17 protein-coding genes, 4 pseudogenes and 1 CRISPR repeat array are annotated in these 21,906 nt (G+C 69.3%); of the genes and pseudogenes, 11 read left to right on the top strand and 10 right to left on the bottom strand.

Annotated features, from left to right (window positions below; translation table 11 throughout):
• Positions 1–54: 54 nt before the first annotated feature.
• A pseudogene (locus STTU_RS04700) lies at positions 55–204 on the top strand (VOC family protein); the annotation flags it as partial.
• A 46-nt stretch (positions 205–250) separates the two neighbouring features.
• On the opposite strand, the gene STTU_RS32730 reads toward STTU_RS04700, so the two are convergent.
• From STTU_RS32730 to STTU_RS35220, 3 genes are all read right to left on the bottom strand, one after another.
• Positions 251–844, bottom strand: coding sequence for a transposase family protein (locus tag STTU_RS32730; protein ID WP_234019361.1), 594 nt, complete (start codon positions 842–844; stop codon positions 251–253).
• A 296-nt stretch (positions 845–1,140) separates the two neighbouring features.
• The gene (locus tag STTU_RS35225) at positions 1,141–1,287 is read right to left on the bottom strand and encodes a hypothetical protein (protein ID WP_007820311.1); all 147 of its coding nucleotides are present in this window, start codon (positions 1,285–1,287) and stop codon (positions 1,141–1,143) included.
• 6 nt (positions 1,288–1,293) lie between these two features.
• Positions 1,294–1,455, bottom strand: coding sequence for a hypothetical protein (locus tag STTU_RS35220; protein ID WP_234019148.1), 162 nt, complete (start codon positions 1,453–1,455; stop codon positions 1,294–1,296).
• A 945-nt stretch (positions 1,456–2,400) separates the two neighbouring features.
• Between STTU_RS35220 and STTU_RS04675 the strand changes: the two genes are divergently transcribed.
• Positions 2,401–5,211, top strand: a complete 2,811-nt coding sequence (locus tag STTU_RS04675) for an NACHT domain-containing protein (protein ID WP_007820302.1) — start codon at positions 2,401–2,403, stop codon at positions 5,209–5,211.
• Here the strand turns inward: STTU_RS04675 and STTU_RS04670 are convergent.
• On the bottom strand, positions 5,198–8,425 hold the full coding sequence (locus STTU_RS04670; RefSeq protein WP_158678784.1) for a hypothetical protein: 3,228 nt from the start codon (positions 8,423–8,425) through the stop codon (positions 5,198–5,200). The genes STTU_RS04675 and STTU_RS04670 overlap by 14 nt on opposite strands.
• Before the next feature lie 430 nt (positions 8,426–8,855).
• On the opposite strand from STTU_RS04670, the gene STTU_RS04665 reads away from it, so the two are divergent.
• The 5 genes and pseudogenes from STTU_RS04665 to STTU_RS35200 all read left to right on the top strand — a co-directional run bounded on the left by STTU_RS04665 (position 8,856) and on the right by STTU_RS35200 (position 10,497).
• Positions 8,856–9,239, top strand: a complete 384-nt coding sequence (locus STTU_RS04665; RefSeq protein ID WP_234019147.1) for a transposase — start codon at positions 8,856–8,858, stop codon at positions 9,237–9,239.
• 51 nt (positions 9,240–9,290) lie between these two features.
• Positions 9,291–9,497, top strand: a pseudogene (locus STTU_RS35215) (transposase); the annotation flags it as partial.
• The gene (locus tag STTU_RS35210; protein WP_007820299.1) at positions 9,498–9,761 is read left to right on the top strand and encodes a hypothetical protein; all 264 of its coding nucleotides are present in this window, start codon (positions 9,498–9,500) and stop codon (positions 9,759–9,761) included. It abuts the pseudogene before it with no gap.
• Positions 9,758–10,060, top strand: a pseudogene (locus tag STTU_RS35205) (DUF721 domain-containing protein); the annotation flags it as partial. The gene STTU_RS35210 and the pseudogene STTU_RS35205, both read left to right, overlap by 4 nt.
• Positions 10,060–10,497: a hypothetical protein gene (locus STTU_RS35200; RefSeq protein ID WP_007820298.1), complete on the top strand. Its 438-nt coding sequence runs from the start codon at positions 10,060–10,062 to the stop codon at positions 10,495–10,497. The pseudogene STTU_RS35205 and the gene STTU_RS35200, both read left to right, overlap by 1 nt.
• 587 nt (positions 10,498–11,084) lie before the next feature.
• Here STTU_RS35200 and STTU_RS04645 read toward each other — a convergent pair.
• Together STTU_RS04645 and STTU_RS32720 are read right to left on the bottom strand one after the other, a co-directional pair.
• Positions 11,085–11,903, bottom strand: a complete 819-nt coding sequence (locus tag STTU_RS04645; protein ID WP_007820297.1) for a DUF6193 family natural product biosynthesis protein — start codon at positions 11,901–11,903, stop codon at positions 11,085–11,087.
• Positions 11,904–12,550: 647 nt separating this feature from the next.
• Positions 12,551–13,060: a hypothetical protein gene (locus STTU_RS32720; protein ID WP_106432194.1), complete on the bottom strand. Its 510-nt coding sequence runs from the start codon at positions 13,058–13,060 to the stop codon at positions 12,551–12,553.
• A gap of 210 nt (positions 13,061–13,270) precedes the next feature.
• Positions 13,271–14,078: a CRISPR direct-repeat array (repeat unit 28 nt; unit sequence GTTTTCCCCGCGCTGCGGGGGTGAGCCG).
• A 1,064-nt stretch (positions 14,079–15,142) separates the two neighbouring features.
• On the opposite strand from STTU_RS32720, the pseudogene STTU_RS32710 reads away from it, so the two are divergent.
• Positions 15,143–15,396 (top strand): annotated as a pseudogene (locus tag STTU_RS32710) (Tn3 family transposase); the annotation flags it as partial.
• 32 nt (positions 15,397–15,428) lie between these two features.
• On the opposite strand, the gene STTU_RS04630 reads toward STTU_RS32710, so the two are convergent.
• Positions 15,429–16,007: a TetR/AcrR family transcriptional regulator gene (locus STTU_RS04630; protein ID WP_043257074.1), complete on the bottom strand. Its 579-nt coding sequence runs from the start codon at positions 16,005–16,007 to the stop codon at positions 15,429–15,431.
• An 85-nt stretch (positions 16,008–16,092) separates the two neighbouring features.
• Between STTU_RS04630 and STTU_RS04625 the strand changes: the two genes are divergently transcribed.
• Together STTU_RS04625 and STTU_RS04620 are read left to right on the top strand one after the other, a co-directional pair.
• A complete protein-coding gene (locus STTU_RS04625) occupies positions 16,093–16,866 on the top strand; it encodes an oxidoreductase (RefSeq protein WP_007820287.1) in 774 nt (257 codons plus the stop codon).
• A 31-nt stretch (positions 16,867–16,897) separates the two neighbouring features.
• Positions 16,898–17,266, top strand: coding sequence for a VOC family protein (locus tag STTU_RS04620; protein ID WP_007820285.1), 369 nt, complete (start codon positions 16,898–16,900; stop codon positions 17,264–17,266).
• 720 nt (positions 17,267–17,986) lie between these two features.
• Here the strand turns inward: STTU_RS04620 and STTU_RS35195 are convergent.
• The 3 genes from STTU_RS35195 to STTU_RS04600 all read right to left on the bottom strand — a co-directional run bounded on the left by STTU_RS35195 (position 17,987) and on the right by STTU_RS04600 (position 20,119).
• Positions 17,987–18,538 (bottom strand): DUF6420 family protein, encoded by a 552-nt coding sequence (locus STTU_RS35195; protein WP_234019146.1) that lies wholly within the window; start codon positions 18,536–18,538, stop codon positions 17,987–17,989.
• 201 nt (positions 18,539–18,739) lie between these two features.
• Positions 18,740–19,117: a hypothetical protein gene (locus tag STTU_RS04605; protein ID WP_043257072.1), complete on the bottom strand. Its 378-nt coding sequence runs from the start codon at positions 19,115–19,117 to the stop codon at positions 18,740–18,742.
• 141 nt (positions 19,118–19,258) lie between these two features.
• Complete coding sequence (locus STTU_RS04600) at positions 19,259–20,119, bottom strand: ATP-dependent DNA ligase (RefSeq protein ID WP_007820268.1); 861 nt, start codon at positions 20,117–20,119, stop codon at positions 19,259–19,261.
• A 563-nt stretch (positions 20,120–20,682) separates the two neighbouring features.
• Between STTU_RS04600 and STTU_RS04595 the strand changes: the two genes are divergently transcribed.
• Positions 20,683–21,306, top strand: a complete 624-nt coding sequence (locus STTU_RS04595) for a hypothetical protein (protein ID WP_007820267.1) — start codon at positions 20,683–20,685, stop codon at positions 21,304–21,306.
• The last annotated feature ends 600 nt before the right edge of the window (positions 21,307–21,906 follow it).

Raw genomic sequence — 21,906 nt, 5'->3', positions numbered from 1 at the left:
CCGGACAGCTCCTAGTCATCCGCTGCCGCCCCGAGCCCGCACCGCCGCCACCTCGACGTGGACGAGACGCTCGGCCGGGTGGAGGCACTGGGCGGCTCGGTTCGCAGCGGCCCCAACGACATGCCGTGGGGACGGCGCGTCGCCCACATCCAGGACCCCGACGGCAACCCGGTGAACCTCACTCGGCCGATCCCGGCCCGGTGACGCTGTTCCGGGGCATGTGCTGATCGTGGGCTGCCTGCGGTAGAGATCAATTGTCGGTAGTGACCTCGATGTTCGTCAGGACGAGCAGCGCGCGAAACAGGTGGGTGGCGCGGGCGGGGTAGGTGCGGAGCTTGGTGAGGATCCGCCGGTTCTTCAGGTGGGCGAAGCCGCGTTCGACGGGGACGCGTCCGGCGGCCAGCACCCGGTTGGCTTGTTTCTCGGCAGGGTTGAGCTTGCGGGCGCGGGTGGCTTTGAAGCCGGTGACGACCACGGGGTCGTCCGGATCGTCGTCCAGGCCCAGGAAGCCGAGGTCGGCCAGGGTGCCGAGGCCGGCGGCGCGGAGATGGTCGAGGATGTGATCGCGGCGGGCGGCGGTGATGTCGTGGGTGCGGCCGGGCCGGGCAGCGGAGATCCAGATCAGGCGGCCGTTTTCGTCGGTGAGGGCGAGGGCGCGCAGGCCGTGGCGGTGGTGCTTGCCGGAGTAGTTCGGCCGGTTCGCCTTGCCGGTGCGGCGCGCTGGGTGGGGATGAGGGTGCCGTCGATGAGGACGATCTCCCCGCCCCGCTTGGCGATCTTCTTCAGGGCGCGGTCCAGACGCGGGGCCTGGACGGCGAGCAGGGCGGTCAGCTCGTCGCGCCAGCGCCGTACGCTGGTGGCGGAGATGTCGTTGCCGCCGGCCATGTCGGCCAGGCGCTGGGCGTGCCGCAGGGCGGCAGCGCCCGCCACCTGGATCCGATCGCCTTCAGATGCCGTCGCAGTAGGTCCGCGAGGTGGGTGATGGTGTGTTTGGACAGCGGCAGGCGGCACTGGTAGACAAGGAAGACGGTGTCCCCGGCGCGCTCTTTGGTTTTCTTCACACAATTCCAACAGCTGCCGTGATAACTGCGGTTACGGATAGTCGCGCCCCTGCAGTACCGCAGTGTGCGGCCTTCAAGGTCACGGGCGCAGGACGAACCGGCCATCGGGGCGCTTGTGCAGCCAGCCGCGGTCGGCCAGCTTCGTCCGCTTCCCGCACGGTGGTTCCAGCTTGCCCCGCACCCCGGTGTCCAGGCCCAGCGCCTCGCCGACCTGCCGGGTCGCCACCGGGCCCTAGGCCTGCCGCACGGCGGCCAGGATGCGCTGGTATTCCGGCGGCAGTGCGGACTCCTCCAGCCCCGGCGCGCGGTCCGGCACCAGGCGTACCGCCCGGTCCGTCACGTGGGTGGCCTGCGACCCAACCACCGCCTGCTCCTCGGCGATCTGCTCGCTCATCCGCTGCAGTACTCGCTCGGCCACGGCGAGCGCTCCGCTCGTCGTGCGGCGATCCGCTCCAGCACCTCGGGGTCCGTCATGCGCCGGATCGTAGGAGCGGTACCGGCGACGAGGAGCGGGAATCCGCAAAGATTGCCCTGCCAGACGATCTACACGGCGGACTGCCGCCCACGACCAGCACGGGCAGCCCGATGCACCGCCATGCCACCCTGCTGCGCAGCCACTTCAAGATGGCGGAGCTTCACTGTGCGGCGTGGGTGAGGTGTTGCAGAGCTTCGTGGATGAGAGCGCTGACGTTCCCGGGCGCGTCGGTTTTGGTTCTTGCCTGGGCGATCGTGACGGTGTGTGTGGTGCGGGGGTGAGGTCTGCTCGGGCGATGAGCTGGTCGTGGTGGAGGAGGGGGCAGACATTGTAGCCGTGCTCGCGTTTTGCGGCGGGTTTGTAGGTCTCCAGGGTGAGGGTGAAGCCGAAGAGGCGGTGGATGCGGGGGCGGTTGAAGATGAGGTTGTGTCGAAGGGGCCGAGGAAGACGGGTGGGGCGTCTGCCGGGGCGGTGGGGTGAAGGCGCCGGGGTGGGCCGAGGCCGGTTCGGTCCATCCTTGGACGGTGGCGGGCAGGAGTGGGGTGTGCGGGAGGAGAGCGGCGGTGGTGCGGGTGGAGATGTGGAGATAGTCGGCGAGGTCAACGGTGATGCCGATGCCGATGCCGATGCCGATGCCGAGGGCGCGAGCGGCGCGAGGAAACGAAACACTTGTGCTTCGGAGTTGAGAGGCCGAGTTGCTGACTCGCGGGCACGGACGCCTTGTACGCCGAGGCCACCATCACTCAGCGGGGTGGCCGTCGCGCAAACGCTCTCGGTCCGGCGAAAAAGGGGCGCTTCACATCCTTCTCACCTCACGACTACCCTGGTTGCCACGAGGAGCGCGCATCGGAGGGGAGCCCACGGGTGGATGCGGGGATTACCGAACTGAGGTTGGCAAAAGGTGTGTTGGTGCCGATCGTGCGGAAGCTGGTCAGTACCTCTGTCCCTCCGGCCGCGTACGGGAACAAGCCGGTACGGCTGCGCAGCCTGTCCACCTTCCTGGGGCAGGAAGGCCGGCTGTCTTCGGCGCAGGTGGAGAAGGTGTGCAAGGAGATCGTCGCGAAGGCCGTGGCCGCGCAGGGAAGGGGAGGATCACCTGCTCTGGTCGAGGGACAGGATGCCCTCGCCGCGGCTCTCGCCGTGCGACTGCACGCTCTGGGTGATCTCACCATCGACGAAGCGTTCGCATACGACATGAACGAGACACGCTTCGCGCGGCGACTGTGGGACGCGGGGGGACACGTCGAGCTGCCTGACCGACTTGAGCCGTGGTTCGAGAGTCTGGCTGTCCTGGTCTGCCGCGATCTGCTCGCGCATTTCACTACGTTGCCGGGGTTCGAGGCGCGCGCGCACATCGAGACAGTGAGCCGCGTCTCGCATCTCCAAAACGGCGTTCACGCTCTCACCGAGGAACTCAGAGCCACCAGGAGGACGGAGGCCGGTGACGACATCGACTTCGAGGAGCGTTACGCGAACTGGGCCGCCAAATGGTTCAACCGAATCCAGATCATGGGGCTTCCTGCCGAATTCGAGCAGAAGATCTGGCAGCTCGACACCGCCTATCTGACCCTGGAAGCTGACGCCGGATATGCCACAGGCCCTGGTGGCGCACCCATCGGGCGGCTACAAGACACAGCGACCGTCCTCCTCGGGAATGAACGGGTGCTTCTACGTGGCGCGGCCGGCTCGGGGAAGACAACCCTCGCCCACTGGCTCGTGGTGACCGTGGCGCGCCAGCAGGAACTCACCCTGGAAAAGGAAGAGTTTAAGGCGAAAGTGCCCTTCCTGTTGCAGCTGCGCAAATTACCCAAGAAGTGGAGCACCATCCAGCTGATCGGACCGGAGCAACTCGTGGAGGCCGTCGGCTGCCGCATGCCGGCACCGGCAGGCTGGGCGGACCGCTTACTCAGGGGCGGCCGAGCCATTGTGGTCGTCGATGGCGTCGACGAAGTACCCCAGGCCGAGAGGGCCGCGGCGCGCGAGTGGCTTGATCAAATGCTCACCACCTATCCGGGCAACCGTTGGCTGGTCACCACTCGCCCGTCCGCAGTGCCGGTGGACTGGCTCGAAGCGCATGACTTCGCCGAGTTCTCGCTGACACGGATGCGGCGGGAGAACGTCGCCCTGTTCGTGCGGCGCTGGCACGAGGCCGCGGGGGTGGACGCCCGGCAGGGCGAGGAGCTGATCGCGGCGATTCACAGCACGCCGCAGCTGAGTCAGCTCGCCAAGGACCCACTGCTGTGCGGGCTGCTGTGCGCGCTCTACGAACGCCGGCAGGGCACGCTGCCGTCCGGGCGTCGGCAGCTGTACGACGACGCGCTCAAGATGCTGCTCGTGGAGCGGGACCGCTGGCGCAAGGTGTCGCGCGCGGAGGATATCGACCTCCCGGAGGAAGCGGCGTTCGCCATGCTTCAGCACATTGCGTGGCACATGGTCGAGGAGGAACTACCGGAGATCTCGGCCGAGCACGCGGTGGACTTCTTCAGGGACATTCTTCCCCGCTATCCGGCGGTCGCCGAGCAGGGCACGCCCCAGCAAGTGCTGCGGCATCTCCTGAACCGTTCGGGAGTACTGCGCGCGCCGGAGCACAACCGTGTTGAGTTCATTCACCGCACCTTCCAGGACTATCTGGCAGCGCTCGCTCTCGGCCGCAACAAACGCATGAAGAGGCTCAAGGAACAAGCACACAACGACGTGTGGGAGGACGTACTGCGAATGGCCCTCGTGACGGGGGACCAGTCACGTCGCGAAGAGCTACTCACGTATTTGCTAGAGGAGGAGAACCACCAGCTCTGGTCCAAGGCGGCGAGTCTGCGCATCACGCTCCTCGTGCTGTCGTCGATCGACGGGTACATCGAGCTGGAGCCGGAGTTCCACCGGCGGATCGAGGCGCTGCGCAGGCAGCTGATACCGCCGCAAACCGAAGAGGAGGCACTGGCGCTGGCACAGTGCGGGCCGATGGTGCTGCGCTTGCTGCCTGATCCACGGACTTGCACCGCGGATGAACGCGAGTACCTCGCGTCAGCGCTGTCGAGAGCTGGGGGTGACGAGGCCATTCCCTATCTCGGCAAGCTGGCGTCCTTCGAGGAGTCACCGGTCGATTCGTGGCTCCTCAGCTCCTGGTTTCGTTTCGACACCGCGGAGTACTTCCGGGAGGTCATCTCACCGGTGGTCGCGCGCTCGCCCGAGCGGGCGGTCGCCGTCCAGTCCGCGGTCGAACTCGCGACAGTGACCGGCAGCGGACTCGAGGTGCGCAGTCTCTATGTCGCCGTCACGGAATCTCACATGGACCTGTCCGGTCTGTCCCGTTGCATCTCGCTGGAACGCTTGTCCGTGGTAGCTGACCGGTGTGAGGACCTGGTCTGGCCGGCCGACATGCCAGCGGTCGAAGAACTCTCCGCCGACCATACCGCTCTGATGTCCCTGATTGCCCGGAACATTCCCTTGGGCACGGTGACAGCTGTCGCTTTCCTCGGAGAGGTCACTCTGCCGATGGAGACGGGGTTCCTCCTGCCGCGAGTCAGGAGCACGGATTTCCGCAATTGCCGACGCGTCGACCTGCGGCCCCTCGCCAGGTTCGCCGATCTGGTTCGAGTGGGCGTGCCGCTCGATGCGACAATTGAGGGTCAAGACGCACTCGCGGATCGTGTCGAGTTGGTCGTCACAGCGTTCTGACGCCTCGGAGCCCCCTGAACACCTCCCGCCTCGCGATCCCGTCCTTCGTGCTCACCGTCCCTGCTTCGTCAGCCGTGGCCTGAAGGATCGCCGTGAACTGTTCCAGACGTTCCGGGTACTGCGCCGCCAGTTCCTCGCGGACCTGTGCCAGGTGCTCCGCAGTCACCTGCTCGTCCGCTGCGCGATGGATCTGGCGGGTGAGCTGGACACGGATCATCCTGCAACGGGTGAAGGCGAGGTGCAGACCTTCGAGACGCTCGGCCAGCCTGGGCAGACGAAGCGCGTCGAGATCCGTTCGCCGACCGGGGGAGCTCGCGCGGGGTGCGCCGATCTGCTGTGTGGTCCCGGCTTCCCTGGCCGCCTCCGCGTAGAGCCGGCGCAGCGTGCGGTCGGTGCGGTTGAGCATTGAGGGGTGGAGCAGCGGGTGGCTGCTGCCGGGTGGACGTCCGGCCCCGGCGAAGCCTGCGGCGAAGTCCTCCACGGCCCGTGTCAGCGTCTCGACGTCCGACGCGCGCAACGCGGCGATCTCCGGCGTTTCAGCAGATGCGTGGCCCTCCTCGACGAGCCAGGGGAGCCATGTCTCCGGGGCGCCGTCAGCCGCGTACGCCAGGGCGGGCGACACTCCCGCCGCGGCAAGCCGCTCCGCGAGCAGGTCGGAGAATTCGTCCGAGTGGAAGGCCGCCAACCAGGACCGCGCACGCTCGGCGACAGTCGTGCGGTAGCGCTCTTCCTCATGCGGACGGACACTCCCGGGCTGAGAACGCGGCTGGGCCGCCGCGTCGGCCCGCTCCGCGAGAGCGCGACGAGTCACCGAGGTGCGGGCGCGGCGCAGGTCGCTCTCCCAGCGGTGTACAAGAGCGCCGATCGTGCCGATCGACCGGTCGTCGGCCAGTTCGGAGAGGACGTCCAGCGGGTCGCTGAGCAATTCTGGCGAGTGAAGCTCCTCGGGCGACGTGAGCACCTCGATCAAGAACTGGGCCAGCCGCCTCGCTTTAGTCGAGCGGCGCGCCGTGGGCGCGGTGTCCAAGAGCACGGCCCGTCCGGTGAGCGCGTCCAGGAGGTCGTTCGCGGGCTGAGCGCCGACCGGCCATGCGGAGGGCGGCAGCATTCCGTCGGGCGCTGCGATGCGCACTCGGGCGATCAGGGTCTCGATCTGGCGCCGCGTGGCGCCGTCGAGCACGGCCAGTTCGAGGTCTGCGTTCTCGGGGAAGATGCGCACAGCCTCCCGCAGCGCCACCAGCCAGGCGATGTCCGGGCCGTTGGCGGCACCGAGCCTGAGCCTGTAGTACCCGGCGATCGCAGTGGATTTGGAGGGCATGAGCACGAACGTGCCATAGCGTTCCCCCGCGACGGCGTCCACGACCGCGAGCACCGGTGTACCTGGAGTCCGGAGTACGGATAGTTCGCGCCCCAAAGTCAGATCGGCGCACCTGATGTCGTCGACCTCCGGGGCGGCCACCGTTCTGGGGACTGGCCGCGCTACTCCGAGCACTGCGGCCAAGGCGGCGTGCCTGGCCTCGGTGAGCATGTGGCCGGCTTCGGGCGTGCCGCTGGGCAACAGCCCGCTGGGACCCGCATGCGGGGTGAGGGACGCTTTGATGCTGTGCAGTTCGGTGCGGTACTTGCGGCGCAGGTCACCCAGCACGGCTGCTTCTGCGGCAACGACATTGGTCGTCAATGCCCGGCTGCGGTGCCGCATTTCCGAGATTATCCAGCGGGCTTCCAGATGACGCCAGCGCACTTTGGCGATGAGCTGGCGGTTCCACTGGCGGCGCAGCCGCGTCAACTGACCGTATAACTGCGGCCGGACGAGACGTGGAGCGAGATACTCGACGGGGTGGCGCGGCGTGCCGGGCCCCAGGGACGGGGCGTGCAGCAGGTGCAGCCGTTCCAACTCGGACATCCAGCGGTCCAGGACCGCTGGAGCGCGCAGGGCGTCCTCGGTCCGGCGCCCCCAGACGTCGTCGAGCACGGCGGCCGCGAAGGATCGCTCGCCGAGGCCGAGGAGCTCGGCCGAGCGATCGCTGTCCGCAGGCCCCGGCAGATCCCGTCCGGCGCTGAGCAGTGTCTCGGCGAGTTCGCCAGGCGACTGGCGCCGATCGGACAACATATCTGAGTTTTCCTCTGGAGCAGTGGTGTTGAGCTTCCACAGCCGGCCGGCCTCCGCAGAGTGGAGCTGCGCCAGCCAGAGCAGGGCCTGTCTGTGGACAGTGAGGCGGCCGGGTAGCTCGTGGGTGTCGAGGCTATTGCGAATCAGCGTGTCCAGGCCCTCGCGCACTTGATCGAAGCGCCACTGTGCGGCGTCGGCGACATCCACCCAGGGCATGGCATCCGAGGCGGTGACGGAGCCGTCGTCATCGCGGCCGATGAGATTGCCGCGGACCCCTGCGTGGCAGACCCACTCGGCGAGGGTGTCCGCCCAGAGCGCGCGCAGCCGTTCGTGCCCCAGATCGGCGGCCAGCGATTCGGGCACCTGTGGAACCAGCAGCACATTGGTCATGCGATGCGGGTGCTGGTAGGCGTAGGCGTGCAGCGCCTCGGCAAGCACGGCCTCCGCAAAGGAGACGAAGCTCGCGGTCGGACTGTCTGCCGCTGTGCCGGAGGCGGCGAGCCCTGCGAACGTGCTGCCCAGAGTTGTCTCGTTCGGCCCTTTCGGTGCGATCTGAGCATGCACCGGGCGCCCCTGCCGGGCGAGCCACCGACGCGTCCGGTTCCGGACTGTCGCCCAGCTGGGCGGTACGGGGTCTTCAGCGATCCATGAATACAACTCGGCCGCTTCATGCAGGGGTTGGCCAGCCATGGCCAGCAGTTGGGTGAGCCGGGCCAGCAGGGAGGACCAGGCGAGCAGGCCGGACGCGGAGTTGTCGTAGCGCTCCGGCTGGCCGCGTTCCAGGACGTGCAACTCACCCCGGCGCAGCCGGACCCGTAGCTCAAGGGAGCGGGCGAACTCCCGGCTCGTCGGTGGGGGCTCGCTACCCGGGTGTTGCCCGTCCCTGAGCAACAACTCTCGGACGCGCCGTGAATGGCCCAGCAGCTGCAGCGGCTGCAGGGATCCGGCCCGTGTGTACTGATCGAGCGCCGCCTCGACGGCGAACAGTTCTCCGTCCGTGGGGTTCGCTGCGCCTGACGGGTCACGAAACCACCCCGTCACCACAGCGCCGTTGGGTGCGACCGTGGCGAATGCCCCTCGCGCACTGAGAGGGTCATCGGCCACGCCGGTGACGGCGTAATGGCCGGGGGTGGCACTCGGGGGCAGTTCGATTGCGAACGTGCGTCGCTCCTGGACGCTGACGTCCGACCACCCTCGGCGCGCTACGCTCAACGCCAGGTCGACCGGTGTGGGTACGTCCCGCCGCGGCTTCCCCTCACTCCCTGGCAACGGTATCGCCCCCACGATCGGCCCACTTCCAACTGAACTCCATCCGTGTCCAGTTGACGAGCAGTCGAGTATACGCGCCACCTTCCCTGCACCAGCCGGGCATCGACGGCATGCGCCCCAGCCCCGGCTCCCCGGGCCGGGGCGCAGGAACCTGGTATCAAGTCAGGACGCGGCGTGTCCGCGCCGGACCTTCGTCGAGCGGGTTCCTGGTCTGACGCGGAAGCACTGCCAGCGCACCGAACGGCTGCGCTCCACCCTGGCTTCGGTGGGTCTCGCTCTGGCGGGCCGGGCCGGAGCTCGCCTGTCCGCGCTTCTGGGCGTGTCCGTCAGCCGCAGCACCGTCCTGCGCCTGGTCAAGTCCCTGCCCGAACCCCACGTCCCGTCTCCGCGAGTGGTCGGCGTCGATGAGTACGCCACTCGCAAGGGCCACGCCTACGGCACCGTGCTGATCGATATCGAGACCCTGCGACCGGTGGGTCTGCTGCCCGACCGGGAAGCCTCCAGCGTGGCTGGGGGGCTCGCCGCCCGGCCCGGGATCGAGGTCATCTGCCGCGATCGTGCCCCGTTCTTCGCGGAAGGCGCCAGGACTGGGGCACCTCAAGCCGTGCAGGTCGCCGACCGCTGGCACTTACTGATCGTTTCAGAATGAAGTTCGCTGTAGGGCCTGGCAGTTGGGTGTTGTGTCGGCAGGATTCGTTGGGTGTCCGCTGATCTTGTGCCTGATGACCTGTGGGAACGCGTGGTGCCGCTGTTGCCTCCTCGGCCGCCCAGGCGGCATCGGTATCCCGGCCGGCTGCGTGCGGATGACCGGGCTGCGCTGCGGGGCATCGTTTACGTGCTGTGCAAGGGCGTGAGCTGGCGGGATGTCCCCACGGAACACATCGGCTGCAGCGGGGTGACGGCCTGGATGGATGCCCTCGCTGCGGCGCCTGCCGGGCAGCAGGTCCAGGAGGTCGTCGACGAGCTCGTCCCGGAGGACCTGACCCGTGAGCAGATCCTCAACTGGCGCGCCCGCGCCATCTACAACCACCAGGTCGTCCTCGACCACATCGCCCGCTACGGCGAGCACTCCGCGCAGCGGCTGTTCACCCGCGCGCTCGTCGCCACCGTCCACCGCGTGACCGGCCGCGACCACCTCACCCTCACCACGAGCCCCTGGGGGACCGCATGAGCAGCACCGAGAACTCCCCCTGCGGCGCGGACCTGGCCGGGGTCGCGTTGCGGGCGGCGATGGAGGCCGTGCGGAAGAACGGCGGCTGCCCCGTGAGCACGACGCCGCGCTCCACCCGCACCGGAGCCCGGCGAGGCGGGCGTGAACCGCTCGGGCTCGGCGCCGCCCTCCAGGCCCTGCTCGCCGAGCGCGCCTGGGAACTCCCTGCCGCAGGAGCCACGCTCCGCGACCGCTGGGCCGCGATCGTCCCCGACCTCGCCGGATCCGTCGCCGCCGTCGGCTACGACGCGGCCAGCGGGTGCCTGACCCTGCGGCCAAGCTCGGCGGTCTGGGCCACCGAGAGCGACTACGGCAGGCCCAGGTCATTGAGGCCGCGAACGCCTCAGCGAGCCGCATCGTGGTCCGGGCTGTACGGATCCTCGCCCCCGGCACCGGCCCCGCGCCCGTACGGACGCGGGAGACCACCTCACCCGGATACCGCACCGCGCTCCGCGCCCACCAGCAGGCCGCCCCCGCCCAGCGCATCGACCACGACGTCCTCGAGGCCGACCGCCGCGCCGGCGAGCGCCAGGCGGCCGCGATGCGCGCCCTGTCCCACCGCGCCTTCCCCGACGAAGTGCCCCGTCTCTCGGCGCGCGAGGACGTCGACGCGGAGCGGCGCACCGGTGCCGAGATCGAGGCGGCCGCACGTCGCCGGGCCCGCGCGGACCGGGCCCCGCGTCGTGCGATCCGGTAAGGCGACACGATGATGCCTGGAACACGCCGAGTGACCGCCCCCCGAGCGCGGTCCAACTGCATGTGCTCCAGACCGGCCTGCACGCCCGCCGGAAGATCCCCGCAGGCGCGGGGCCGACTGGTCGGACGCCGACCGCAAGAACGTCGCCGACGGAAGATCCCCGCGCTCGCGGGGCCGACGCCCCCGCGCACGCCCTCGAAGGCCTGCGCCAGGGAGGATCCCCGCGCTCGCGGGGCCGACAGAAGGAGAGCCCTCGCGCGGGCGAGGCCGACCTTATCGTCGCCAAGCACCGCAACGGCCCCACAGCCAAGCTGACAGTGGCGGCGCAGCTGCACTACAGCCGTTTCATCGACATGGCTCAGGTATAGCCCCGCCCCGTGTAGGGTCTCAGATTCCGCTGCATAATCTCAGCACCGACTGCATATGGGTTGCACTTGTGCAGTCGTCGTGAGACTCGCAGCTCAGAGCGCCCACTCTTTCGGGTGATGAGCGGAGGTTCCGCAACGCCCGAGTTTCGGAACTGGCACCTTGGCCTCGCGGGCAGGGGCTGAGACAGCGCAGAAAGTTGCTGGTCAGGACTGGCGCGTTCACTTCTCGAGTGATCGGCCGATTTGCCGATCACGCAGGTCGTTGGCGGTTCCCGCGACAGCTGGACCGCAATCGGCCTTCAGAGCACCTACCACCAAGGCGATCGCGTGCTCGGCCGTGTCGGCCTCGCCGATCACAGTGCCCCGGGAGGGACCGCAAACGCGATAGCGACCGTCGCTCAGCGGATCGACGAACGGCACGTTCCATGAGTACGGGAATCCGGTGCAGGTCGTGAAGTGAAGTGACCAGTGGCTGGTGAACGGATACAACTGCCGCAACTTCGGTTCGGCCGAAGCCGTTTCGGCGAGCGCCAGTGTCTGGCGGGCGAGGCCGAGCCGGCGTGCCTCCTGGCGCAGGTCCTCCAAAAGGAGCCGCCACTGCGCGATGACTGCTTCGGCTGGACCGCGCTCATGCGCCTCGGCCAGCTCGCTCACCTCGATGAAGGGGGCAGCCTCCTCGATCTCGCGGAGCATGGCCCCTTTTCGCCAACCTGCCGCAGCTCGGGCCAGCTCTCCCAGATCGGAGGTCGAGCCCGAGAGTAGCTGAACGCCTCGACACAGGCCATTGATGTTGAACCAGCGGCTCTCCGACCCGATGAAGATCCAGCAGGCTTCCCGGCCAGGAGCCGTGCTGGCGACGCCAGCTGTCCGCAGCGGATCCGAATCGTCGCTCAGCACCGTGCCGAGGTTGAGCCCCTGCTCGGCGGCAGCCACCTCCAGGGCCGCGGCCAGACTGCCGGCAGCCACGAGATCGGGATAGAGACCAGGGTCGGCAGGAGCGGGTTCGTGTCGAGCAGCGCGCGGGGTGTTTGAGGTCACCGCCGGAGTCTGCCGTCTGACCCTCCACCTCAACACCGTAACCCCCGAAAGCCGCTCGACGGCGCGGCTGATCCCACGAGCGGGGTGCTGACAGGTTCGGCCGGCGCGCGCCGCCCCGAGCGGCAGGAAGATCCCCGCGGGCGCGGGGCCAACGGGGTGGCCGCCGCCCACTGGACCTGATAGACCGGAAGATCCCCGCGGGCGCGGGGCCAACGATGGGCGGCGGGGGCGCGGGCCGGCTGCGGCCGGAAGATCCCCGCTGCGCGGGGTCGACGGTCGGGCGTTGACCGGGCATGGAGGGAGGATCCCCGCAGGCGCGGGGGCAACAGGCCGAGGCATGCCTGGAACCACGGCGGGATCGGAAAATCCCCGCAGGCGCGGGGGCAACCCGCTCTGAGCCAGCCAGCGCAGCGAAGCCGTCGCCCAGGCGCACGCCGACTTCGCCGATCTCCAGGACGCTGACGACATCCCCCGCCCCGCCGAGTTCGCATCCGGCAGCCGGACGACCCGCTCACCCCGACACCCAGCCGGACCATGATCAATCTCAACGGCACTTCCTGTACCGCAACTACTCACACCCGGGGAGCCCCATGGGTTCAGGGAACCTGAAGCCTGTTCGGCGGGAACTCGCGGTCGGTCCGTGAGCATCAGCTGGGCGTGCCCGTGGATTCGGCTGGAACGTGGGGGTGGGCTGCGAGGCGGCGCGCTTCGGCGATGACCTCGGCATCAACGTGGTCCACAGTTTCGTCGCCGTATTCGAGGACGTCGTACTCGTCATCGAGTTCGGCGAGCCGCTCAGTCAGTGGCAGCTCATGTCCGTAGCGCTGGTGAATGCGGACTGTGAACTCCCGAGGTGTCAGCTCACCCGCGAGCATGCGGCGTGCGAGCGCTCGGGCAGCGGCTTCTTGGCCGACATCGCTGGCGATGGGATAAAAGGTGAGGCCGAGTTCGTTGAGTGCCTCAGGAAGCAACTCGTGGACGTCGTAGTCCGACTCGGCGCGTGTGCAGGCGGCGAGGACTCGAAGGCCGGGGGTGTCGAGTCCGGCGACGAGCGCCTCACAGGCGGCATTGACGACATCGCTCGCACGGATTTCCCCCATGCTCCAGAGGGCGGCATGGTCCTGTAGAGCGATTGCTGCTGCTTCGGTCGACGTCACTCGCCCATGATTCCCTCCACGGTGCGTCCTGGTCGAGCAGGTTTCATCGAAGTTGCTGTTCAGCGCCCTGTTCAGCAAGGCTCGTGCGGAGTCCGCGTAGCGCATCGCTGTCTTCTCGTCGAGACCGAACACCTCGGCGAGATGGAGTGGATCGGGCCCGTGGGTCAGGACCTCTTCGAGTTGCCGGTCGACGCGGAGCCGCTCCAGTGTCGCGTCCCCGCGCTGCGGGGGTGAGCCGTCGCCGACCACCGTGTTCGCGTTCAGCGACGGGTTTTCCCCGCGCTGCGGGGGTGGGCCGCCGTCGATCGCGGACTGGTTCCCCATCGCGGTGTTTTCCCCGCGCTGCGGGGGTGAGCCGTGCCGCTGGGCGGCGCCCTGGTGCCCGGCGTCGTTTTCCCCGCGCTGCGGGGGTGAGCCGGACCACAGTCAGGGCCGCTGGAAGACGCGGGAGTTTTTCCCGCGCTGCGGGGGTGAGCCGAGCACCCTGCTCACGGGCGCCATGCTCGCCGGGTTTTCCCCGCGCTGCGGGGGTGAGCCGCCCCCTCATGATTGGTCGTCTTGTGGGGGCCAGTTTTCCCCGCGCTGCGGGGGTGAGCCGCCCCTCGACGCGCAGGCCAACAGCCACGAGGCGTTTTCCCCGCGCTGCGGGGGTGAGCCGATCTGGGAGCTGAGCTACAGCACCGTCCTGAAGTTTTCCCCGCGCTGCGGGGGTGAGCCGACGCTGGAGAACCTCAACCTGGTCATGCCGAAGTTTTCCCCGCGCTGCGGGGGTGAGCCGCATCGCTGTACGTCGGCACACAAGACCCCGAAGTTTTCCCCGCGCTGCGGGGGTGAGCCGGCCCGCCCGGCCTCGGTCCCGGCGAGGTCGTCGTTTTCCCCGCGCTGCGGGGGTGAGCCGGCGGCCTCCCGACTCGGGACCACGGCGCGGATGTTTTCCCCGCTCTGCGGGGATGAGCCGATGCTCGCCGCCCGCACGGACGGGGTCGCCACGTTTTCCCCGCGCTGCGGGGGTGAGCTCGCGCGCTTGCGGTTGAGGCGGGCGGCGTCCGCTCGGCCTCGGCGGCGAGCCGCTCCCGCTCCGTGGCGCGCTTGGTCAAGGCTCGGTCGCCGAGATCGCCATACGGGCGGGCGGTCCACAGGGCGACGGGGCGCTCGCGGGCGCGCCGTACGAAGGGGGCGAGCAGCGGCTCGCCCCCGCCGTGCGCCCTCCGCTTGGCGGGGCTCGATGCGCGCCTGGGCGGCGGTACGAGCCCGCGCGAGGCGCCGCCCTCAAAGCGCTGCTCGCCGAGCGCGCCTGGGAGCTCCCCGCCGCGGCAGCCACGCTCCGCGACCGCTGGCAGCGATCGCACCCGCACCTCGCCGGATCCGTCGCAGCCGTCGGCTACGACGCCGACACCGGGTGCCTGACCCTGCAGCCAAGCTCGGCGGTCCGGGCCACCGAGACCCGACTACGGCAAGCCCGGATCATTCAAGGCCGCGAACACGGCGTCGGGCCACACCGCGGCCCCCGCACCGCCGACGGCGAAGGCCTCGCCGCACCCGCGCCCTGACGGACCCGGGAGAACGCCTCGCGATACCGTGTCACGCTCCGCGCCCACCAGCAGACCGCCCCCGATCAGCGCGTCGACCATGCCGTCCTGGAGGCCAATTGCCGCGCCGGGAAGCACCAGGAGGCGGCAATGCACGCTTTGTCCTTCGGCTCCTTCCCCGACGAGGTGCCCCGACCCTCGGCGCGCGAGGACGTCGACGCGGAGCGGCTTAGCAGCGCCGGGATCGAGGCGGCCGCACGCCGCGGGGCTCGCGCGGACAGGGCCGCGCGTCGTGCGATCCCGTAAGGCGACATGATCATGCCTGGAGCAGGCCGAGTGACCGCCCCCCACGAGCACGGGGTCGTCGCGTACGCACGTGCCGTCACCCACCAACAGCAGAGGATCTCCGCGAGCGCGGGGCCGACTGGCTGCGCGCCAACAGCCCTGACCTGGTCATCGGAAGATCCCCGCAGCGCGGGGCGGATGTCGACGGCAAGGGCGGCGGCGACCTGGAGCCCGGCTCACCCCCGCAGTGCGGGGCGGATGGGTGCCGGGCCTGGTCCTCAACGGCATTGTGTTGTGGACGACGAAGTACCTCGACGTCGCCGTCGCCCAGCTCCGCGCCGAGGGCCACGAGATCCGCGACGAGGACATTGCCCGTCTGTCCCCGCTCAAGCACCGCAACCTGAACCTGCTCGGCCGCTACAGCTTCACCGCCAGCGTCCCGGCCGCCGGCGCCCTGCGTCCGCTGCGATACCGGACACGCCCGAACTGGACGAGGACGAGGACGGGAGCAGCCAGGAGTGACGGGCCGACGGCGCACGGCGCGCGGCCCTGGCTCAAAGGGCCTGCGGGGCGCCATGTCGCAGGCCGTCGAAGAGGAGGGCGGTGATCTGCCGGGCCTCTGCCAGCCAGCCCTCCGTGGCGCGCATTCCGCAGACGCCGCCCAGCGCACGCAACAGGGTGGGCCCTGTGACGTCGTCGCGGACGGTGCCCGCCGCGCTGCCAGCTTCGAGCAGCAGAGAGAGGGCGTCGGCCATCCGCGTACGGGCGTCGTCGAAGACCGGTGAGTCCGTCGCCATGATGCTTTCCAGCACACCGGCCATCCCCTTGCCCACCGCCGCGTGGTCCACGAGCAGCAGCAGGAAGCGTCGCAGTGCCTCCTCCGGAGCGTGTTGGTCCAGCAGGACGCCGGGCGCGGTGCACAGGTCGTCGACTTCTTTGCGGTAGACCTCCTCGATCAGCGCGTCGCGGGTTTCGAAGTGGCGGTAGAGCGTTCCGACAGCGACGCCGGCGCTGCGGGCGATGTCCTCGACGTGCGCGTCGGCGTCACCGCCGAGGAACGCCTGGCGGGCCGCGGACAGCAGTGCCTCTCGGTTGCGTCGCGCGTCGGCGCGCAGCGGGCGTGATGCCGACAAGAAAACCTCCATAAGGTGAGTCCGGTTCCGTTTGCGTGTACCGTTTCCGGAGTCAGGTTCATCTTACGGAGGAGAGATCCATCCCATGGCCATCACGGACAAAAGCCTCGACGGCCTTCGGGTCCTGGTCACCGGCGGCAGCCGCGGCCTGGGCGCGGCGACCGTGCGCCGCTTCGTCGCCGCGGGCGCGACCGTGCTGGCGGCCTCTCGCAGCCGGCCCGAGAAGGACAGCGGTGCCACATTCCTCGCAGCAGACCTCTCCACGCAGCAGGGCGTGGCCGAACTCGGCCGCCGCGTCGTCGAGCAGGTGGGCGGTGTGGACGTGCTCGTGAACAACGCGGGCGCGGCGAGCGCCCCGTCGCCGACCCTGAGCCGGTCGGACGAATCCTGGAGGGCGGACCTGGAGATGAACCTCCTCAGCGCCGTGCGCCTGGACCGGGCCCTGGTGCCGGGAATGGTCGAGCGGGGCTCCGGCGTCGTCGTGCACGTCTCCTCGATCGCCAGCCAACTGCCTCAGCGCACCGAGGCGTCCTACGCGGCCGCCAAGGCCGCGCTCAACACCTACAGCCGTGAACTGGCAACCGAGGTCGGCGCGCACGGCGTGCGCGTCGTCTGCGTCCTTCCCGGCTTCGTCGTCACCGACGGCGCCACCGCCCACCTGAAGCACATGGCCGAGAAGCAAGGCATCACCACCGAAGAGATCACCCGGCAGATCGTGGAACACCTGAACGTCCCCATGGGCCGCCCCGGTGACCCCGAGGACGTCGCCGAGATGATCGCCTTCCTCGCTTCCAGCCGCGCGAAATGGCTCACCGGAGCACAGTTCCGCGTCGACGGCGGCATCATCCCGACCGTCTGAGCAAACACCGACAGCACGAACAGGACACCCCATGCCCATCACCCTGACCTCCGTGATCATCGACGCCGCCGACATCGAGAAGGAAGGCTCCTTCTGGCACCGGCTGCTAGGAGGCTCCCTCACCCCCACGCAGACCCACCACTTCATCCAGGCCCCCGGTCTCCCGGTGGTCGTCGTTCAGTCCGCCCCCGGACACACCGCCCCGAACTGGCCGGACGGTACCTCGCAGCAGATACACCTCGACTTCGGCGTTGACGACCTCGCAACCGCCGACCGCACGGCCACCGACGCCGGCGCCACCCGACTGCGCCCCACCGACGAGATCACCCCAGAGACCCGCACCGGTAGCCGCATCTACGCCAGCCCGGCCGGACACCCTTTCTGCCTGCGCACGGCCTGAGCTCGCCCCCCGGAGCGCCGACGGCGAAGGCCCCGCCGCACCCGCGCCCTGACGGACCCGGGAGAGCGCCTCGCGATACCGTGTCACGCTCCGCGCCCACCAGCAGGCCGCCCCGACCAGCGCGTCGACCACGCCGTCCTCTACGCCGATCCCCGCGCCGGGGAGCACCAAGAAGCGGCGATGCGCGCCACAGTCTCATCGCGCCTTCCCCGACGAAGTGCCCCGGCTCTCGGCGCGCGAGGACACCGACGCGGAGCGGCGCACCGGTGCCGAGATCGAGGCGGCCGCACACCGGGCCCGCGCGGGCCCGGTGTGCGTCGTGCGATCCCGTAAGGCGACACGAAGATCATCCCAGGCTGGTTAGGGTTTCCCCTTCAAGGCGACGGCCCGGAGACGGATCATGGAACAGGATGAGGCCCTGCAACTCGCGGTGGCGTTTCTTGCGGACAGCCAACGCGATGACGAGCCGCCTCTCGCGATCGACGCCGGGTTCGCGTGAGCAACGGGCTCCTGATCGTGCCCTACAACTCTGTTCCGTACCTCGCCTCGCGGGAGCCGAGAGAGCAGCTGTTGGACTGCTGGCCCGTCCTCGTCGACCTTGCACGGGGAGAGGTGCGGTTCGGGACCCTGGACGAGCGACACCTGTGGAGAAACCCGAGCGCCTGACGCCTGTCCGTAGCCCCAGTTACGGGACAGCCCTTATAGCGCGGTGTCACGCGCTCAGCAGGTGCTCGGCGCCACCCGCCCCGCGAAACGGTCCTTCAGCCAGGGCGCGCCCTGGTTGTTCGTCGCCGCCGTGGCGAGGATGTGGCCGAGGACGCGGTTCGGCGAGAAGTTCACCTTCGTGCCGAGGGCGCACCAGTCCTTGCCGAGCTGTTCGCCGTCCCGGAACGGGATGTCGCCTAGTTCGATCGCCAGCAGTGAGCGGACGAAGGCGGTGCGGGCCACGAAGGTGCGGTAGACGTTGTCGAAGGAATACCGGGGGCGGCGAGTGCAGCCAGCCAGGACACACCGGCCCTCGGCGGCAAGCGCGAGCCGCTTGAACGCCTCCTCCTTAGGAGGAGCAGTCTGGGCGTCGCAACCGAGGTGGTCCAGGGTGACGCGCCTGGCTGGCCAGGTGCACGAGGTAAGTGTCCGGCTGTTCCTGGAACGCGCCGCGGACGGGGACGTGGATGGCGAGGTGCCGTCAGTGGCGCGGGTCAGGGCGCCGTTGAGGCCGTTCCTCAGCGGCAGGAGGGCGAGGGGCCGGCCGATGTGCAGGGCGACGCGCACGGTCGCCTCCTCACGGCGCGCCCCGCGGGGCAGGCTCAGGGCCTTCACCGCCAGGCGGGCGGTGCGGGTGAGGGTGCGCGAGCGGCGCCGCTGCCGCCGGGTGGCTTCATGCGCGCCTTGCTTCGCTGCGGCCAGAGAGTAGATGTAGCTGGCAGCTTTTCATGCGGCGTGGCGCAGGGCCAGGGGGTGGGCAGGGGGCGCTCACCCCCTGGCCTGCGGCGGTGGCCCCTGCGCACCGTGCGGGCGCGGTGACGTCCGGACGCCGCCCTCCTCCCCCGCGTCCGATGCGGGCGTGGGGGAGGCCTGGGGCGCGGGCTGGGTGGGGCGGGGCAACGGCTCGCGGTCCTGCGGGCGGGGCTGGACGGGGACGCGGACCTTTCTCCCCGCGACCGGTGCGGTGGTGGGTCTGCGTGCGGAGCGGTGTGCGGCCTCGTCCGGGTCACCGAGCGGCCGGGTCAGCCCCTCCGCCTCCTCGCGCCGCTCTGCCGCGGTGGGGTGGCTGGTGCGCTCGCCCGCCAGGTAGTCCAAGTCGTCGGGCCCGCCCGGCTCCACCTCGTCGCTGTCGTCGTCCTCGCCCATGAAAGCGACGATCCGGCCCGGAGGCCGGTGGGGGTGAGGGCGCTCGGAGGGTGCACCGGTGCAGTAGCCGGTCACCCCGCTCCTCGCGTCCCGCGGGTATTCGCCCGCCTCTTTGGGAGCGGCGCGGCTTGGGTTGTGGGGTCAGGTGCGCAGGCGGGTGACGGTGGCGGTGGCGTGCCGGGTGGAGCCCGCGAGGACCTCCACCACGAGTGCGGCGTCGGTGAGGTGGAGGGGGCCGGTGTCGGGGTCGTGGGTGGTGCCGGTGTCGTGCCCGGGCAGGTGGTGGCCGAGTTCGGCGGCGAGCGCGGCGGGGAGGTGCTGCGAGCGTACGGTCCGCCCGTCGGCCAGGAGGACGAAGAGGTGCGAGGGCCGCGAGGGCCGGCCCTGGTAGCCGGTGACGACACCGTCGACGGTGTCGGCATGACGCACCTTCACCCACTCCCGGCGGCCCGTCCGGTACTGGCCTGTGCCGCGCTTGGCGACGATCCCCTCGATGCCCTGGGGGCGCAGGCTCGTCATCCACGTGTCGGCGACGTCGCGGTCGTCGGTGGCGGGGGTGGCCTGGAGCGGGGGCCCGAGCGGCTCGAGGACGACCAAGAGCAGGGCGCGCCGCGCCTCGTACGGCAGGCCGCGCACGTCCTGGCCCTGGTGCATGAGGATGTCGAAGGCGGCGTAGTGGGCGGGGTGGCGGGCGACGAGGTCCTGCAGGCGCCGCCCGCGGCTGGAGGCCCGGGCCCGTACGGCGCCGAAGTCGAGCACGCCGTCGCGGTAGACGACGAGCTCGCCATCGAGGACGGTTCCGCGCGGCAGGTCCATGGCGGGGGTGGTGAGGTCGGGCCAGGCGGCGGTGATGTCCCTGCCCGTGCGGGACTGGAGACGGACGGTGTCCAGCCGCCACAGGACGCACCGGTCGCCGTCGTACTTCGGCTCGAACCACCACCCGTCGCCGGCCGGGAGTGCGGCGGCCGCGCGCGCGAGCGCCACCCGCACCGGATACTCCATCCCCCCACCCTCACCCCACCCACGCCGCCACGCGCGGCATCTACCCCCAGCCGAGATGGATGCTTTTCCGTTCAAGGGCAGGTGGCACTTCGGAAAGGGTGGTCGGCGGCGAGCGTGTTTCCCCGGCGCGCCGTGGCGCAGTTCCGCTCAGCCAGCTGGGTGTAGGACTGTGCGGGGTCTGATGATCTAGGCATCAGGCAACGTTCCTGCAAGCCAAGCAGCCGACGCTCGTTTTTTCATGCACCATACAGTCATTATCTCTCGCCCTGGGAAGCTCAAGGGACCCTCAACTAATCTCAGGCGCTGTTGACCCAATGAAACTCCACTGCCACGATCTGTGAAGGCGAGCCCCACAGGGATCGCACAGAAAAACGGGGGGGGAGAAGGCGGTTAAATTCGCGAATCTTTCGTGGGTGCCGCCTGATCGCTCTAACCAAACAGGGGGGAAATGACGCATGAGTACTGCGTCTAGATTTGGCGTTTTTACCTCTACCGCTGCTGCACTGGCAGGGCTCGGGGTGGTTTTCCTGTCCGTACCTGCACAGGCCGCGACAGACAGTGCCGTGGGTGCGCAGATCTCCAATTTCCAGACGGAGATGACCGAGCTCTCCGGCCAGGGGGATGCTCAGGCTGCAGAAGTTCTGGGTCAGTTCAACGCGCTCCCCAACGGGGACAAGGAGCGCTTTGTCCAGGTGCTCAACGACCCGGAGATCTTCAAGGAGATGTTCGAGTTGTCGGAGCAGATCCCTGGTCCTGAAGCGCCGTCCGTGGCCACGCTGGCAGATGGAGACCTCGTGGTCGAGGTGACGAGCGAGACGGGCTTCAGCGAACCTGGGGGCCCGCGGCTCGCGGATGCGACGACGGTCACGCGGTGGGCCAGCCACACGCACACTGACAAGCTCCTGGGGATCAAGATCTCCGCGACCAAGGTCAAGACGAACTACCAGACGAAGGGCAAGGACACCACCAAGGTCCTGCCCGGCACTGCAGAGTCGTATGAGTACATCCCTGGGTGCTCGCTCGGCCACGGGGTAGTGGACGAGTGGATCTCCGCTGCGCCCGCTGACAACGCCCAGACGGAGACGATCTGGACGGCCGATTGCGGGGGAAGCACCTGGGATGGCCGCCAGCGAGTCTGGGGAGACTACCGAGGTTACGTCGGTGGCTACCTCAAGGTTTTCAAGTAGAGATTTCCACCGGCAGTCGGCTCGTGACCCGAGTCTCGCAGTTAACCGTCCCGGAGAAGGAGAAAGCGATGTTTTCGCAAGCTGGCGTGGCACCGTTCATCTGGACAATCATCGTCCTGCTAGTTCTCGCCGCCGGGATCGGGATATGGGTGAGGGGCCGATCCCGCTCAAGGCGATGACGCAGTCGAGAGAGGTAAATTGGGAGATCTGACTAATCGCACTTTGGCCCCCTGTGTTGTCGCGCGGGGGGCCAAAAGCGTTCTTAGCGCCGCATCACCAGGACTATTGCGATCTCGTTCTGTTTCCGAAAAAACGGATAGAACGGTACCGCGCTAATCCCAAGCGGTTGCAGTCGTACGGGCAAACGAGATGAAGCCGCCACGAGCGTTCGGTGGCGGCATTGTCGCTCCAGCCGTCCTTGCAGCTCATGTGGCCGAACGTGCTGCGGAAGTGGCGGGCCCAGCCGCCTTGGTCTGCGATGCCATCGCAGACCAAGGCACGGCCCTTCCGAGGCGAGGCCGATACGCAGGGAGTGCCCCAGTCCCGGCAACCGGGACTTGCTCGCGTACGGAGCGGGGGGCGGCTTCGGCCCGAAGCGGC

The sequence above is a fragment of the Streptomyces sp. Tu6071 genome (assembly GCF_000213055.1).
GTDB lineage: Bacteria > Actinomycetota > Actinomycetes > Streptomycetales > Streptomycetaceae > Streptomyces > Streptomyces evansiae.
The sequence above is the reverse complement of the archived record's forward strand: the minus strand, read 5'-3'. Positions and strand labels throughout refer to the sequence as shown.